Below are 15,275 nucleotides of genomic sequence, written 5' to 3' on the forward strand. Positions count from 1 at the left end.
CGCCGGCCGGATCTGCACACCTCCGGCAATCTAGAACCCGAAGCTGCCGCGCAGCCCGTCGATCACATATTGCGAGGCAAGGGCAGCGAGCAGCACGCCGAGCAAGCGCGTGATGACCGCCTCCACCCGGTCGCCGAACAGCCGCATCAGCGGCCCCGCGGCCATCAGGGCCAGCATCGTCAGCAGCAGTACGCTGAACAGTGCGGCGAGCACGGTCAGCATTCCGTTCATGTCGGTCCCGCTGGTGAGCAGCATGATCGAGGCGATTGCGCCCGGCCCGGCGAGCATCGGCATGGCCATGGGGAAGACCGACACGTCCTCGACCTCGGGGGTTGCCTCGTTCTGCGCCATGATCTTCTCGGCCCGGTCCTCGCGGCGCTGGGTCCGCTTCTCGAACACCATCTCGAGCGCGATCACGAACAGCATGATGCCGCCCGCGATACGGAAGCTCTCGAGATCGATGTGCAGCGCGCCGAGCAGCGCCTCCCCGAAGAAGGCGAAGGCCAACAGGATCGCACCCGCGATCAGGGCCGCGCGGATCGCCATGTTGCGGCGCTGCGCAGCGCTCGCGTCCTTGGTCAGCCCGGCGTAGATCGGCGCGCACCCCGGCGGGTCGATCACCACGAACAGCGTGACGAAGGCGGAGATGAAGAGCTCGACCATTCAGCCGCCACCGGGCGCGGCAACCGCGACCGTCAGGACGTCCTCCGCCTCGCCGTCGATCAGCATGGTGACCGTGACGGTGCGCGAGAGATCGGGCGCGACTTGCCAGGTATAGGTGAGCGTGCGGTCGCGGGAGCGGCCCGATCCGGCGGTGGCGCCGGGCTCGGACGCGGGTGCGACGGGCAAGCCGTCGCCGCCGCAGTCCGCCACCGTGGTCCGGATGATGTCCGGCTCGGGCAGCGGTTCGGCCAGCGTGTCGCCCTGGTCGAGCACCCAGCGGTACTCCTCGTCCCCCCGTCGGCCCTCGCGGCGCCACACGGTCGTGAAATAGCCGGTGCTGCCGTCGGGCCGCTGCCAGGCGCCCCTGGTGACCGAGAGCGAGCCGTCGCAGCTCGACCAGACCTGGTGCGGCTGCCACTGCACCGGCTGCGGCGGATCGGCGCGGTTGGACAGCCAGTCGCGCGCCTTCACCGCTTCGGGCACAAACATCACCGCATCCTCGGCGGCGAATTCGCGGAAGGCGGTCCACTGCCCTTCCTCCCGCGCCTCGCGCGCGAAGGCGAGCTCGGTGGCGATTACTGCGCTCGGGTTCGCCCGGGGCGCAAGCGAGCGGTAGAAACGCTCGCGCGGATCGTTGCTGCCCGACGCGCAGGAGGCGAGCAGGCCTGCGAGGAGCACGGCGCCGATCGCGCGCTTCATATCGCATCCTCCGCCAGCGCGATTCCCGCATTGCGGTGCGCGGCGACGAGCGTGTTCCTGAGCAGGACCGCGATGGTCATCGGCCCGACCCCGCCCGGCACCGGCGTGATCGCGCCCGCGACCTCGCGTGCCTCATCGAAAGCGACATCGCCCACCAGGCGGCCTTTCGCCGCGCCGGGCTCCGGCTCCAGCCGGTTGATGCCGACGTCGATCACGGTCGCGCCCGGTTTGAGCCAGTCGCCCTTCACCATTTCCGCGCGCCCGACCGCGGCGACGACGATGTCCGCCCGCCGCACCACATCCGGCAGATCCTTCGTGCGGCTGTGCGCCATGGTGACGGTCGCATTGGCGCCGAGCAGGAGCTGCGCCATCGGCTTGCCGACGATGTTCGAGCGGCCGATCACGACCGCCTCGAGCCCCGAGAGGTCACCCAGCCGGTGGGTCAGCATCATCATGCAGCCGAGCGGCGTGCAGGGCACGAAGCCGGGCTGGCCGACCGCGAGTCGGCCGGCATTGATGACGTGGAAGCCGTCGACGTCCTTGTTCGGGTCGATCGCGGCGATCACCGCCTGCTCGTCGAGATGGCCGGGCAGCGGAAGCTGCACCAGGATGCCGTCGACGGCCGGGTCGCGGTTCAGCCGGTCGACCAGCGCCAGCAGCTCCGCCGCGCTGGTTTCGGTCGGAAGGCGGTGCTCGAAGCTCGCCATGTTGGCGGCGACGGTCGCCTTGCCCTTGCTGCCGACATAGACCTGGCTCGCCGGGTCCTCGCCCACGAGCACGACCGCGAGGCCCGCCTTGCGCCCGGCCTGCGCCTCGAACGCGGCCGCCAGCGCGCCGACCTTCTCGCGCAGGGACGCGGCGAACGCCTTCCCGTCGATGATCTCGGCCGCCATTACTGGCCGTAGACCGCGTAGATCAGGATACGCATGAAGATCTGCAGGCCGATGATCAGCACCAGCGGCGAGAAATCGATCGTTCCGGTCTGCGGCAGGATTCGCCGGATCGGCGCCAGCACCGGCTCCAGCAGCGAGTTGATCGAGTTGTAGACCTGCCAGAGGAATTCGTTGCGCTGGTTGATCACGTTGAAGGCGAACAGCAGCCCGATGATGAACTGGATGATGACCAGCATTACGATCACGTTGATCAGCATGCCGAGGATGTCGATGATGAGACCCACGTATTGTCCTTTCCTGGCCGCGTTGCGGTTCGGCCGCCTTCCTACCCGCTTCGTGGCGGCTGTATCAACTGCCTAAGACGGTCGCACGACCATCCTCATTCTGCCCGTATCAGCGTGCCCGCGCCATGCGCCGTGAAGAGTTCGAGCAGCATGGCATGGGGCACGCGCCCGTCGATCACCACTGCCGCCTCGCACCCGGCCTCGACCGCGTGGACGCAGGTCTCCAGCTTCGGGATCATTCCGCCGCCGATCGTGCCGTCGGCGCGCAGCCGCTCGATGTCGGACGGTCGGAGATCGCTGAGCAGCGCGCCCTGCTTGTCGAGCACGCCCGGAACGTCGGTCAGCAGGAACAGCCGCGCCGCGCCCAGCGCCGCGGCGATCGCGCCGGCCATGGTGTCGGCGTTGATGTTGTAGGTCTGCCCGTCCTCGCCTGCGCCGATCGGGGCGACGATCGGGATCATCCCGGCGGCGACCGCGGTGTCGATGATCGTCGTGTCCACCGCCGACGGCTCGCCGACGAAGCCGAGGTCGACCGCCTGCTCGATATTGCTGCCGGGAGTTTTGACCGTGCGCTGCACCTTGGACGCGGTGACGAGCCGCCCGTCCTTGCCGGAGATGCCGAGCCCCTTGCCCCCCGCCTGGTTGATCCAGCCGACCAATTCCTTGTTGATCGCGCCCGACAGGACCATTTCGGCGATTTGCGCCGTCTGCGCGTCGGTCACGCGCAGGCCGTCGACGAAGGTGCTCTCGACCCCGAGCTTCTTCAGCATGGCCCCGATCTGCGGCCCGCCGCCGTGGACCACCACCGGGTTGATCCCGACGGCCTTCAGCAGCACGATGTCCTCGGCGAAGTCGCGCGCGGCGGCCGGGTCGCCCATCGCGTGGCCGCCGTATTTGACCACGAAAGTGCGCCCCGCATATCGCTGGAAGTAAGGCAGCGCCTCGATCAGCACCTGGGCCTTGGCGATCGTCGCCATCTCGTCGCTGCCGTTCATTCGAAAAACCTTCTGCCTGCGCAAGCCCGGCGCGCTTAGCGGCTGTGCTGCGCGCTGGAAAGCGCCATCGACCGGGAGGGCCGGAAGCTAAACCCCCGATTAACGGGCTCACCTCGGCGATCTTACGGCGCGGATCGCCGCAATTCGGGGACCTTTCACGGGGTCGGCACGTCCTAGCCATCCCAGCCAACGGGATTAAGGATGGACTCGATGAAGAAGATGATTTCCCTTTCGCTCGCCCTGGCGCTTGGCGCTGCCGGCTCGGTCGCCCATGCGCAGTCGGTCGACGATGCCACCGGCGCGGTCGGCCCGGTCACCGGCGAAGTCGACGTCAGCGCGGACGCGCAGACCGGCCTCGAAGGTCCGGTGAACACCGCGACCGACGCAGTGGCCGACACCGTCGACCACACCAAGGAGCATGCGGACGACGCAGCGGACGCGAGCGTCGAAGCCGATGTCGCGGCGGACGCCGAAGTGGGCGACACTTCTGCGTCGGCCGATGCCGACGCAGAAGCGGAAACCGATCCCGAAGCCTAACGCCCGGATCGCGACGAACGGAAAAGGGCGGCAGCATTGCCGCCCTTTTTCTTGCGCGCCAGCCTCTTATGCGGCGGCGCTCGCCCGGGTGACCTGGCGCCCGTCGCCCGCGAAGGCGGCAAGCTCGATCGCCTCGCCCGCCCCGCGCATGACGAGGTGCAGCGGTTCCCCCGCGATCGCCGGGCTGAGGCCGCGGAAGGCGAAGCGCTTCAGCGCGTTGTCGCCCAGTTCGCGCGCGGCGAGCTGCAGCAGCAGGCTCGCGGTCAGCGGCCCGTGGACCACCAGCCCGCGATAGCGCTCGACCTCGCGGGCATAGGGCGCGTCGTAGTGGATGCGGTGCGTATTGAAGGTAAGCGCCGAATAGCGGAACAGCAGCCGCGGATCGGGATGGACCACGCGGTGCGCCGCATCCCAGCCTGCGGCGTCGAAAGTGTCCTCCGTCGGCGGCGGCGGCGCAAGCGGCGCGTCGGCCGCCGCGGCCTCGCGGTAGACCAGCGTCTGCGTCTCGCGCACGGCGAGCGCGCCGCCTGCCGACGTCTCATGAACGACCTCGACGAAGGTCATCGGTCCGCTGCGCCCGTCCTTCTCCGCGATAGCCGCCACGCGCGAGACCCGCTCGACCGGCGCCCCGACTGCGATCGGACCGAGGAACGCGACTTCGCTCGCGGCCCACATCCGGCGGGGGAGCGGCACGGGCGGCAGGAAGCTCACCGCACTGTCGTCGCGCTGCGGATGCCCGTCCTCGCCGAGCTGCGCCGTCGGCGCCTCGGGCGTGCAGAGGCAGAAGTGGATCCCCTGCGGCATGGCCTCGCCCGCCGGCGCCGGCAGGTCGAACGTCGCACACCAGCGCGCCGCCAGCGACGGGTCGAGCCGGTCGGCACTCCGCTGCTCGCGGCCGATCCAGGCGTCCCATTCAGTCATGCTGCACTCCCGCATTCGTCATCCCAGCGAAAGCTGGGATCGCTGTCCGCCAGGTCGTACGGTGCTGCGCGCGATTCCAGCTTTCGCTGGGATGACGGGCGAAGACCCATACTCTCTCACGCCGCCCGCTCGAACAGCGCGGCAATCCCCTGGCCGCCGCCGATGCACATGGTCTCGAGCCCGTAGCGCACCTCGCGCCGGTGCATCTCGTGCGCCATGTCGGCGAGAATGCGCAGGCCGGTCGCGCCGATCGGGTGGCCGAGCGAGATGCCCGAGCCGTTGACGTTGAGGATCTCGCGCCGGCTGTCGTCCTCCGACCAGCCCCAGCCCTTGAGCACGGCGAGCACTTGCGGCGCGAAGGCCTCGTTCAGTTCCACCAAGCCGACGTCGTCCCATCCCTTGCCGGTGCGCGCGAACAGGCGCTCGACCGCGGGGACTGGGCCGATGCCCATGCGGCTCGGGTCGCAGCCCGCTGCGGCATAGCCGGAGAACCACAGCATCGGCTCGAGCCCGAGCTCCTCCAGCTTGTCTTCGGCCACGACCAGGCACGCGGCCGCCGCGTCGTTCTGCTGGCTGGCGTTCCCCGCCGTGACGACGCCGCCTTCGAGCGGGCGCAGGCGCCCCAGCGTGTCCATGCTGGCATCGGCGCGAAAGCCCTCGTCGCGGTCGAACGCGACCGGATCGCCCTTGCGCTGCGGCACTTCGAGCGGGACGAGCTGCGCGTCGAACCGCCCCGCGTCCCACGCCGCCGCCGCGTTCCGGTGCGAACGAACTGCGAAGGCGTCGGCCTGCTCGCGCGTGATGTCGTAATCCTTGGCGAGATTCTCCGCCGTCTCGATCATGCCGCTGATCACGCCGAAGCGCTCGATCGGCTGGCTCATCAGCCGCCCGCGTGTCAGCCGGTCCCACAGCTCGACATTGCCCGCCTTCACGCCGCCGCGCAGCGCCGTGGTGTAGTGCTCGACGTTGGACATGGATTCGCACCCGCCGGCGACGACCACGTCGGCATGCCCCGCCTCGATCATCATCGCCGCGTTGACCACCGCCTGCAGGCCCGACCCGCAGCGCCGGTCGAGCTGATAGCCGGGGACCTCCAGAGGAAGCCCCGCCGCGAGCCAGGCCCAGTGCCCGATCGCCGGCGCCTCGCCGTTGCCGTAGCCCTGGCTGAATACCACGTCGTCCACCCGCGCCGGATCGATCCCGCTCCGCTCGATCAGCGCCTTGAGGATCGCCGCCCCGAGATCGCCCGCCGTCAGCGGCGCCAGCGTGCCGAGGAAGCGTCCGACCGGCGTGCGCAAGGGACTGACGATGGCGGCGCGGCGTTTGGTCATCTGAAAATCTCCGAATCTCGGCCGGTTGTATAACCGAATAATCTACTCATGTCAATAAAAAATAACCAAATAGGAACATTCTTGTCAGGCAGTTCCCCGGAAGGATTCCCTGTCGCTCGGTGCCACCACGCCCCGGTCGATCAGGTCGCCGATCGCACCCGAGGACAGCCCCAGCCGCTCGGCGAGCACTTCCTCGCTGTGCTGGCCTAGGTAGGGCGCGGGCGCGGGATCCCCGGCGGCGCGGCCGGGCAGGTTGGCGAGCGAGCGGGCCGCCGGATAGGCGAAACCGCTCGGATTGGCGGGCGAGGGGCCGAACAGCGGGTTCTCGGCGACGAGCACCGGATCGGTCACGGCCTCGTGCATCGTGCGGTAGCGTTCGAACGTCGCACCGGCCGCCGCCAGCCGCTCTGCGAGCACCCCGTAGTCCTCGCGCCCGGCAGCCTCCTGTACGATCGCGAACAGCGCCTCGCGGTGCTCGAACCGGTTGCGGTCGGACCGGGCGAACGACAGGCCCGTCTTCGCCTCCAGCGCCGCGACCGGCTCCGCGATGCCCAGCGCCTCGACCATCGCCGCCCACTGCTTGGGCGTGAGCACCGCGACCATGAAGCGCTTGCCGTCGCGGCTGGTGAAGTCGCGCCCCAGGGCGCCCCAGATCGCATTGCCGAGCCGCTCGCGGTCCGCCCCGCGGTAGAGCATCTCGGCCATGGCGCCGCTGTTGGCGACCGTGCCCAGCGCGACGTCGCCCAGCGGCACGCGCACTTCGCTTCCCTCGCCGGTCGCCGCGCGATGGTGCAGCGCGGCCATCATCACGAACGCGCAGTAGGCGCCGGTGATGAAGTCCCACGCGGGCAGGATCTGGTTGACCGGCGGCGCGGTCTGCAGGTCCCATTCGGCCGGGCCGGTCATCAGTGGATAGCCGCTCGCGGCGTTGACCGTGAAGTCCATCGCCTGGCGCCCGTCGTGCCAGCCCATGATCCGCACCGAGATCATGTCCGCCCGCCCCTCGCTCACCGCCGCGTGGCTGAGGAAGCTCTTTTCGGGCAGGTTGGTGATGAGCTGGCCGGTCCTGCGCGCCAGCTCGACGCACAGCTCGCGCCCCTCCGCACTGCGCAAGTCCAGCGCGACGCTCTTCTTCGCGCGGTTGAGGTTCTCCCACGACAGGCTGCGCCCCTCGGCGGTCTGCATGTAGCGGTCGTAGTCGAGCCCGCCGCCGATCTGGTCGACCCGCACGACCTCCGCTCCCATCTGCGCGCAGTAGAGCCCCGCCGTCGGCGAGGCGACGAAGCTCGACACTTCGACGATCGAGAGGTCGGAGAGGAGGCTATACATCGTGCGGAGCCCACCCCGCTGCGACTAGCCGGCAAGCCGGCAAGTCTCGCTCCCTTCCCGCTTGCGGGAGGGGAATGAGGCTTCGCGAGCCGCAGGCGAGCCTAGCTGCAATGGGGTGGGCCCGAGCCACCTCTGTCGTCACGACCCCGCCGCGAAGTCGCGCAGCATGTGCTTGGCGATCTGAAGCTGGAGGATCTGCGTCGTGCCCTCGTAGATGCGGTAGATCCGCGCGTCGCGGAAGAAGCGCTCGGCGTCGTATTCGGCGAGGTAGCCCGCGCCGCCGTAGACCTGCACCACCCGGTCGACCACGCGCCCGCACATCTCGCTGGCGAAGACCTTGAAGGCGGCGGCCTTGCGCAGGATGTTCTCGCCCGCGTCGGCGCGCGCGGTAACGTCGGCCATCATGCATTCGGCGGCATAGATCTCGGTCTCGCTCTCGGCGAGCATCTGCTGGATGAGCTGGAAATTGGCGATCGGCTCGCCGAAAGCCTTGCGCTCGGTGGCGTAGCGTAGCGCCGAATCGAGCGCACGGCGCGCGTAGCCGGTGGACGCCGCGCCGACCGAGATGCGCCCGTTGTCGAGGCTCTTCATCGCGAAGACGAAGCCCTTGCCGGTCTCCCCGCCGAGCAGGGCATCGCCCGGCACGTGCACGTCTTCCAGAATGATGTCCGCGATCTGCGCCCCCGACTGGCCCATCTTCTTGTCCGCGCTGCCGACCGAGACGCCCGGCGCGTCCATCGGCACGATGAAGGCGGAGACGTGCGCGTTCTTGGGCAGCGCCTCCTTTTGGGTGCGGGCCATGATCAGGCCGACTTTGGCCTGCGGTGCGTTGGTTATGTACCGCTTGGTGCCGTTGAGGATCCAGCCGTTGCCCTCGGGATCGGGCCTGGCGGTCGTCTGCATGGCCGCGCTGTCGCTGCCCGAACCGGGCTCGGTCAGACCGAAGCAGGCGATCTCGCCTCCGGCGATCCGCGGCCACCACTCCGCCTTCTGCGCCTCGGTCGCGCCGTTCTTGATCGCCGAGTTGAACATGCCGACGTTGATCGAGAAGATCGATCGGAACGCGGGCGCGGCGTAAGCCATCGTCCTGACCACGCGGGCATATTGGCTGGTGTTGAGGCCGGCGCCGCCATAGTCCTCCGGCACGGTAAGACCGAACAGGCCCATGTCGCGCATCTCGGTCAGGATCGGCTCGGGTATCGAATCGTGCTCGATCACCTCGCGCTCGGCCGGGATCAGCCGTTCGCGGACGTAGCGTTCGAGCTGGTCGATGAACTGCTCGAAAAGTTCCGGGTCCATGCCGCTTTGAGCCATGCGTCTTCGTGTCCTCTCGCTGTGATGAAATTCGGGGCGGAGCTATCCGGCGGGTGCCGGCTCCGCCGTCGGGGTCGCGGCTGGGGAGGATGGGGTTTCGGCGCCCTCGTCGAGCGCGTCAGGCGGCAGTCGCTGCTGATCGAGCATCTCGGCCGCATCGTCGAGCGCCTTGGCCTCGCCCACCGTGACTCCGCCGGGGCCGGGCTGGTTGTCGGCCGGCTCGCAGGCGGCGAGCAGGAGCGGGAAGGCGAGAAGGGCGAAGCGCGTCATCGCCGCGCACCATAGCGAACGGCGGACAAAGGAAAAGCGGGCGAATCGCCTGAACGATCCGCCCGCTTCATCGATTGGCTGCGGCCCCGCGAAGGGCGCGCGGACAAGCTTACTCGGTCGTCTCTTCCGAAGCGGCTGCGGCTTCGGCCGCGACGTCGGCGGCCGCGGCAGCGGCGGCTGCACCCGCCTCGTCGGCGGCGGCATTGGCGTCGACGGCCGTCGTGTCCTCGGCGGTCGGCTCGGCCACCGGCGCTTCGACCGGCTCTTCGGTCACGGGCGCGAGCGCCTCGTCGGCCGGCATCTCGACCGTGTCCGCCTCGGCATCGGCCGACGCGTCTTCGGAGCTGCCGCAAGCGGCGAGCGCAAGCGCCGCCGAAGCCGCGAACGCGCTGGCAAGGATCTTCCTCATCGATTGTTCTCCTGTGAATTCCTGCCCCGGCATGGCCAGGGCGCGCGCACGCTAGCGGCGCACAAGTCCTCCGGCAAACGGCAAATGATCCGATTGGCCGTTCACCTGCCGCGCCGCATCTGCCATGCGGATCCGCGATGGACGCGGGGCACCAAAGGATACAGCCGCTCGACACGGCACGCGCGGAGCTGCGCCGGCTGTTCGGGCACGACGACTTCCGCGGTGTCCAGGCGCGCGTGGTCGAACGCGTGCTGGGCGGCGAATCGACGCTGGCCGTCATGCCCACCGGCGCGGGCAAGTCGCTGACCTACCAGCTTCCCGCGACGATACTGCCAGGCACCTGCGTCGTCGTCTCGCCGCTGATCGCGCTGATGCACGACCAGCTCCGCGCCGCGCGGGCGAACGGGATCGAGGCGGCAGCGCTCACCAGCGTCGATGCCGACTGGCGCGAGACAATCGACGCCTTCCGAGCGGGCGCGCTCGACCTGCTCTACGTCGCACCGGAACGCGCCAGCCAGCCCGGTTTCCGCGAGCTGCTTTCTTCGGCCCAGCTCGCGCTGTTCGCGGTGGACGAGGCGCACTGCGTTTCCGAATGGGGGCACGATTTCCGCCCCGACTACCGCCAGTTGCGCGGGCTCATGGATGCTTTCCCGCACGTCCCCCGCCTCGCGCTGACAGCGACGGCCGACGCGCATACGCGGGCGGACATTCTCGAGCAGCTCGGCATTCCGGCGGAAGGGCTGGTGCTGGCCGGGTTCGACCGCCCCAACATCCGCTACGTCATGCGCCACCGCGACAATCCGGTGCGCCAGCTCGCTGCACTTATATCGGAGGAGCAGGGCCCCGGGATCGTCTATGCCCCGACCCGCCGGAAGGTGGAGGATCTGGCGGAAAAGCTCGCCGGCGCGACCGGGCGCCCGGTGCTGCCCTACCATGCGGGGCTCGATCCCGCCGTGCGGTCCGCCAACCAGGCCGCCTTCGTCGCGAGCGAGGACATGGTGATCGTCGCCACGGTCGCCTTCGGCATGGGGATCGACAAGCCCGACGTCCGCTTCGTCGCCCATGCCGGCATCCCCAAGTCGATCGAGGGTTATTATCAGGAAACCGGCCGCGCCGGGCGCGACGGCGATCCGGCACGGGCGGTCATGCTGTGGGGCGCAGGCGATTTCGCGCAGGCGCGCCAGCGATTGAGCGAAGTGGACGAGGCGCGGCGGGCCGGCGAACGCGCGCGGCTCGATGCGCTCGCGGGCCTGGTGGAGACCGCCGGGTGCCGCCGCGCGGTTCTGCTGCGCCATTTCGGCGAAAGCCCGCCCGAGAGCTGCGGCAATTGCGACAACTGCCTCTCCCCGCCCGGCGTCACCGATGCTACCGAAACCGCGCGCAAGCTGCTCTCGGCCGCCTATCGCACCGGGCAGAGCTTCGGCTTCGGCCACCTGCAGAAAGTGCTGACCGGGGCGGAGGACGAGCGCGTGCGCCAGCGCGGGCACGACCGACTGAGCGTGTTCGGCATCGTCGATGGGGAGGAGGCGCGCCTGCTCCAGCCGCTCTCGCGCGCGCTCCAGGCGCGCGGTGCGCTGGTCTCGAACGAACACGGCGGCCTCGCCCTCGCCGGCGACGCGCGCGCGATCCTGAAGGGTGAGCAGACGGTCGAGATCGTCCTTCCCCCTCGCAGCGAACGCCAGCGCCGCCGCCGCGACAGCGGACCGAATCCGGTCGGCGATCCGCTGTTCGACGCGCTGCGCGAACTGCGCCGCGAGCTCGCGATAGAGGCGCAGGTGCCGCCCTACGTCATCTTCCACGACGCCACCTTGCGCGAAATGGCCGCCCGCCGCCCCTCCTCGCTCACCGAGCTGGGCGAGATCGGCGGCGTCGGCGCAAAGAAGCTGCAGGCCTATGGCGAACGCTTCCTCGACGCGATCAGGCGCCATTGACGGAGGATCCGGGTCGGGGTTGCATGACTGCGCGATCTCGTCGATGGCGCGCGGCCAGCGTTGCATTGAGGTGAGGGGAGTTTGGCGCCGATGAATCCGATCGATGCGGACGATGCGCTGATCTGCCTGCGCGCCGGCGATGCCGCGGGGCCGGTCATGCCGCCGATCGTGCAGGCCTCGCTGTTCCGCTTCGAAACGCTCGAGGAACTGCATGCCGCGCAGGCGCGCGAGAACGAGGTCTGCGTCTATTCGCGCGGCACCAACCCGACCGTGCGTGAGCTGGAGGAGACGCTCGCCCGGCTTGAAGGCGCCGAGGCGGCCAAGTGCTTCGCCAGCGGCATGGGCGCGATCTCGGCCACGCTCTTCGCGCTGCTCGCCGAGGGCGATCACGTGCTGTTCTGCGGCGACATCTACGGCCCGACGATCGAGTTCGCGCAGCGGCTGGAGGATTACGGCGTCACACACAGCCGGTGCTTCGCCGCCGGTATCGACGAGATCGAGGCGGCGCTGACGCCCGCTACGAAGATGATCTACTTCGAAAGCCCCGGCTCGATGCGGTTCGAGCTGCTGCCGATCGCGGAGATCTGCGGCCTCGCCAAGGCGCGCGGCATCCTGACTGCGGCCGACAACACCGTGGCGACCCCGCTGCTGCAGAAGCCGCTCGCAATGGGCTGCGACCTCGTGCTCCATTCCCTGACCAAGTACATCGGCGGGCATTCGGACACGCTCGGCGGCGCAGTCGCCGGCTCGGCCGAACTCGTCGAGCGCGTGTTCCGCCGCGGCTACATGCTGATGGGCGCGGTGACGGCGCCGTTCGACGCCTGGCTGCTCCTGCGCGGGCTCGCGACATTGCCTGCGCGGCTGGCCCGGCAGCAGGCGGATGCGCTCGCGGTCGCGCGCTTCCTCGCGGATCATCCGAAGGTCCGCCAGGTGTTCCATCCCGCGCTGGCCGAAGGTGCGCAGGCGGCGCTGTTCGCGCGGCAGATGCGCGGCCACTCCGGCCTGCTCTCCGCCGAATTCGACCTGCCCGATCATGCCGCGGCGCTCGCGCTCGGCAACCGCCTGCGCCTGTTCGGCAAGGCGATAAGCTGGGGCGGCGTCGAAAGCCTGGTGTCGAGCGCGCACCGGACCGATCCGGGGCCCGATCACGGCGGCCGCATGCCGCGTACCCTGCTGCGCTTCTCGGTCGGGCTCGAAGGCGCCGAGGCCCTGATCGCCGATCTGGAGCAGGCACTGGCATGAGCGACATCGAACGGACCGAGCGGACCCCGCTGCCGCTGGCCCTCGCGCTGGCGCCGATAGTGGCATTGTTCGCAGCCGGAGTCGGCGGCGCGGCGGTGTTCGGCTTCGGCGGCGAGCCATTGCTGCTGGCGCTGCTCTTCGCCGCCGCTGTCGCGGCCGGGATCGCGCGTGCGCGCGGGCACGGCTGGGCAGAGGTCCAGGCCGCGGCCGGGCGGCTGCTGGCCGAGGCGCTGCCCGCGGTGCTCATCCTGCTCGGCATCGGCGCACTGCTGGGAAGCTGGATGTTCGCGGGCACGATCCCGCTGCTGGTGGTACTCGGGATCGACCTCATCAGCCCGCAGTGGATGGCGCTGACGGCGTTCCTTGCGACGGCGGTGATGTCGGTCGTCTCGGGCACCTCGTGGGGCTCGGCAGGCACGATCGGCGTCGCGCTGATGGGCGCGGCCGAGGCCATGGGCCTGCCGCTCGCGCCGATCGCGGGCGCCGTCGTCTCCGGCGCCTATTTCGGGGACAAGCTCTCGCCGATCTCGGACATGACCAATATCACCGCGATCGGCGCCGGGGCGGAACTCTACGCCCATATCCGCCACATGCTGCCGACCAGCCTGCCGCCCGCGCTGATCGCGATCGCAGCCTTCGCGCTGATCGCGCCCGGCGCGGCGCTGACCGGGGCGAACCCGGCCGAGGCGATCCGGGGTGAACTCGTGGGCCTGTTCGCGCCCGGCGTCTGGGCCGCGCTGCCGCTCGCGGTCGCCATCGGCGGGATCGCGCTGCGCTACCCACCGGCGCCGGTAATCATCGCCTCGGCGCTCGTGGCGCTCGTGATCGGGGTCACGGTCAACGGGTTCCCCGCCGCTGCGGGCGTGCATGCGTTCGTCGCCGGCTTCACGCTCGATCAGGTGGCGCCTGACGCCACCGTGAGCGAGCAACTGACCGGCCTGGTCGAGCGCGGCGGCCTCTATGCCATGGCGCCGACGCTGGTCTTCATCCTTGCCGCCTTCCTGCTGGCCGCGGGAATGGAAGTCTCCGGCGCGCTCGATACGCTGCTCACGCGGCTGCTGGGCGCGGTGCGCGGCGCTTTCGGGCTGGTGGCCGCGACCATGGCGGCGGGCGCGACGATGGTCGGGATGACCAGCCACGGCGGCGTCACCTCACTGGTCGTCGGCGGCCTGTTCCGCCCGTCCTATGCCGAACGCGACCTCGCCCCCGAAAACCTCGGCCGCGCACTGGCCGACTCGGTCACGATCACCGAGCCGCTGATGCCCTGGACCGTCTCGGGCCTGTTCATGGCTTCGACCCTCGGCGTCGCGACTCTCGCCTACGCGCCCTGGGCCGTGTTCTGCTGGCTTGGCCCCGTCTTCAGCCTGCTGATGGCCCTGCGCCACCGCCTGACGGGCAAGGGACTGAAGCCAGCCGCCTGACTTGCCACGTGCCGCGAATTGCGACAGTCCCGTCCGGCGCACGAGGACGGAGGAACACCATGAAAACCGCGATTACCGAGATGTTCGGGATCGAGCATCCGATCATCCAGGGCGGGATGCACTTCGTCGGGCTGGCGGAGATGGCGGCGGCGGTGTCGAATGCGGGCGGCCTCGGGATCATCACCGGCCTCACGCAGAAGACGCCGGGCGATCTCGCCAACGAGATTGCGCGCTGCCGGGATATGACCGACCGGCCGTTCGGCGTGAACCTGACGTTCCTGCCCACGGTCAACGCGCCGGATTATCCGGGCTACGTCCGCGCGATCATCGAGGGCGGGGTCAAGGTGGTCGAGACCGCCGGAAACAATCCGCAGGCCGTGCTGCCGTACCTCAAGGATGCCGGGATCAGGGTGATCCACAAGTGCACCAGCGTGCGCCACGCGCTGAAGGCGCAGTCGATCGGGTGCGACGCGGTCTCGGTCGACGGGTTCGAGTGCGGCGGCCACCCGGGCGAGGACGACGTGCCGAACTTCATCCTTCTGCCCCGCGCGGCGGACGAGCTGGAAATCCCGTTCGTCTCCAGCGGCGGCATGGCCGACGGGCGCAGCCTGGTCGCCAGCCTGGCGTTCGGCGCGGCGGGCATGAACATGGGCACGCGCTTCATCGCGACCACGGAAGCGCCGGTCCACGACAACGTCAAGCAGGCGATCCTCGCCGCGAGCGAGCTCGACACGCGGCTGGTCATGCGCCCGCTGCGCAATACCGAGCGCGTGCTCAACAACGCCGCCGTCGAGCGCCTGCTGGAGAAGGAGCAGGAACTCGGCGCGGACCTCAAGTTCGAGGACATCATCGAGGAAGTCGCCGGCGTCTATCCCTCGATCATGCGCGAGGGCGAGATGGATCGCGGCGCGTGGAGCTGCGGCATGGTCGCCGGGCTAGTGTACGACATTCCGACCTGCAAGGAGCTGATCGACCGGATCATGCGCCAGGCGAGCGAGATCATCGACCGGATGGACGCGCTGCGCGCCGCCTGAGC

General features: G+C 69.7%; 16 protein-coding genes. 5 read left to right on the top strand and 11 right to left on the bottom strand.

Annotation, left to right across the window (positions count from 1 at the left end; translation table 11 throughout):
• Positions 1-30: 30 nt before the first annotated feature.
• From AC3A5N_RS10420 to argB, 5 genes are all read right to left on the bottom strand, one after another.
• A complete protein-coding gene (locus AC3A5N_RS10420) occupies positions 31-663 on the bottom strand; it encodes a MarC family protein (protein ID WP_487737253.1) in 633 nt (210 codons plus the stop codon).
• The gene (locus AC3A5N_RS10425) at positions 664-1,362 is read right to left on the bottom strand and encodes a hypothetical protein (RefSeq protein ID WP_487737254.1); all 699 of its coding nucleotides are present in this window, start codon (positions 1,360-1,362) and stop codon (positions 664-666) included.
• Complete coding sequence (gene folD, locus AC3A5N_RS10430) at positions 1,359-2,255, bottom strand: bifunctional methylenetetrahydrofolate dehydrogenase/methenyltetrahydrofolate cyclohydrolase FolD (RefSeq protein ID WP_487737255.1); 897 nt, start codon at positions 2,253-2,255, stop codon at positions 1,359-1,361. Before folD ends, AC3A5N_RS10425 begins: the two co-directional genes overlap by 4 nt.
• The gene (locus AC3A5N_RS10435) at positions 2,255-2,539 is read right to left on the bottom strand and encodes a YggT family protein (RefSeq protein WP_487737256.1); all 285 of its coding nucleotides are present in this window, start codon (positions 2,537-2,539) and stop codon (positions 2,255-2,257) included. Before AC3A5N_RS10435 ends, folD begins: the two co-directional genes overlap by 1 nt.
• Before the next feature lie 95 nt (positions 2,540-2,634).
• Entirely contained in the window at positions 2,635-3,534 is a 900-nt protein-coding gene (gene argB / locus AC3A5N_RS10440) for an acetylglutamate kinase (protein ID WP_487737257.1), read from the bottom strand.
• 210 nt (positions 3,535-3,744) lie between these two features.
• Between argB and AC3A5N_RS10445 the strand changes: the two genes are divergently transcribed.
• Positions 3,745-4,071, top strand: a complete 327-nt coding sequence (locus AC3A5N_RS10445; RefSeq protein WP_487737258.1) for a hypothetical protein — start codon at positions 3,745-3,747, stop codon at positions 4,069-4,071.
• Positions 4,072-4,137: 66 nt separating this feature from the next.
• Here the strand turns inward: AC3A5N_RS10445 and AC3A5N_RS10450 are convergent, their stop codons facing one another.
• The 6 genes from AC3A5N_RS10450 to AC3A5N_RS10475 all read right to left on the bottom strand — a co-directional run bounded on the left by AC3A5N_RS10450 (position 4,138) and on the right by AC3A5N_RS10475 (position 9,645).
• A complete protein-coding gene (locus AC3A5N_RS10450) occupies positions 4,138-4,992 on the bottom strand; it encodes an HTD2 family dehydratase (RefSeq protein ID WP_487737259.1) in 855 nt (284 codons plus the stop codon).
• Positions 4,993-5,108: 116 nt separating this feature from the next.
• Positions 5,109-6,323: an acetyl-CoA C-acetyltransferase gene (locus AC3A5N_RS10455; RefSeq protein WP_487737260.1), complete on the bottom strand. Its 1,215-nt coding sequence runs from the start codon at positions 6,321-6,323 to the stop codon at positions 5,109-5,111.
• Between the two features lie 84 nt (positions 6,324-6,407).
• Complete coding sequence (locus AC3A5N_RS10460) at positions 6,408-7,652, bottom strand: CoA transferase (RefSeq protein ID WP_487737261.1); 1,245 nt, start codon at positions 7,650-7,652, stop codon at positions 6,408-6,410.
• Positions 7,653-7,790: 138 nt separating this feature from the next.
• On the bottom strand, positions 7,791-8,966 hold the full coding sequence (locus AC3A5N_RS10465) for an acyl-CoA dehydrogenase family protein (protein ID WP_487737262.1): 1,176 nt from the start codon (positions 8,964-8,966) through the stop codon (positions 7,791-7,793).
• A 42-nt stretch (positions 8,967-9,008) separates the two neighbouring features.
• Positions 9,009-9,236 (bottom strand): hypothetical protein, encoded by a 228-nt coding sequence (locus tag AC3A5N_RS10470; RefSeq protein WP_487737263.1) that lies wholly within the window; start codon positions 9,234-9,236, stop codon positions 9,009-9,011.
• A 109-nt stretch (positions 9,237-9,345) separates the two neighbouring features.
• Positions 9,346-9,645, bottom strand: a complete 300-nt coding sequence (locus tag AC3A5N_RS10475) for a hypothetical protein (RefSeq protein WP_487737264.1) — start codon at positions 9,643-9,645, stop codon at positions 9,346-9,348.
• Positions 9,646-9,782: 137 nt separating this feature from the next.
• On the opposite strand from AC3A5N_RS10475, the gene recQ reads away from it, so the two are divergent.
• The 4 genes from recQ (at position 9,783) to AC3A5N_RS10495 (ending at position 15,273) form a co-directional block, all read left to right on the top strand.
• Positions 9,783-11,576, top strand: coding sequence for a DNA helicase RecQ (gene recQ / locus AC3A5N_RS10480; protein WP_487737265.1), 1,794 nt, complete (start codon positions 9,783-9,785; stop codon positions 11,574-11,576).
• Between the two features lie 90 nt (positions 11,577-11,666).
• A complete protein-coding gene (locus AC3A5N_RS10485) occupies positions 11,667-12,818 on the top strand; it encodes a trans-sulfuration enzyme family protein (protein WP_487737266.1) in 1,152 nt (383 codons plus the stop codon).
• Positions 12,815-14,239 carry a Na+/H+ antiporter NhaC family protein gene (locus AC3A5N_RS10490; protein WP_487737267.1) on the top strand — a complete coding sequence of 475 codons (1,425 nt, stop codon included), beginning with the start codon at positions 12,815-12,817 and terminating at the stop codon, positions 14,237-14,239. Before AC3A5N_RS10485 ends, AC3A5N_RS10490 begins: the two co-directional genes overlap by 4 nt.
• A 59-nt stretch (positions 14,240-14,298) precedes the next feature.
• Positions 14,299-15,273: an NAD(P)H-dependent flavin oxidoreductase gene (locus tag AC3A5N_RS10495; RefSeq protein ID WP_487737268.1), complete on the top strand. Its 975-nt coding sequence runs from the start codon at positions 14,299-14,301 to the stop codon at positions 15,271-15,273.
• The last annotated feature ends 2 nt before the right edge of the window (positions 15,274-15,275 follow it).

The sequence above is a fragment of the Pelagerythrobacter sp. Soil_C_18 genome (genome assembly GCF_057657235.1).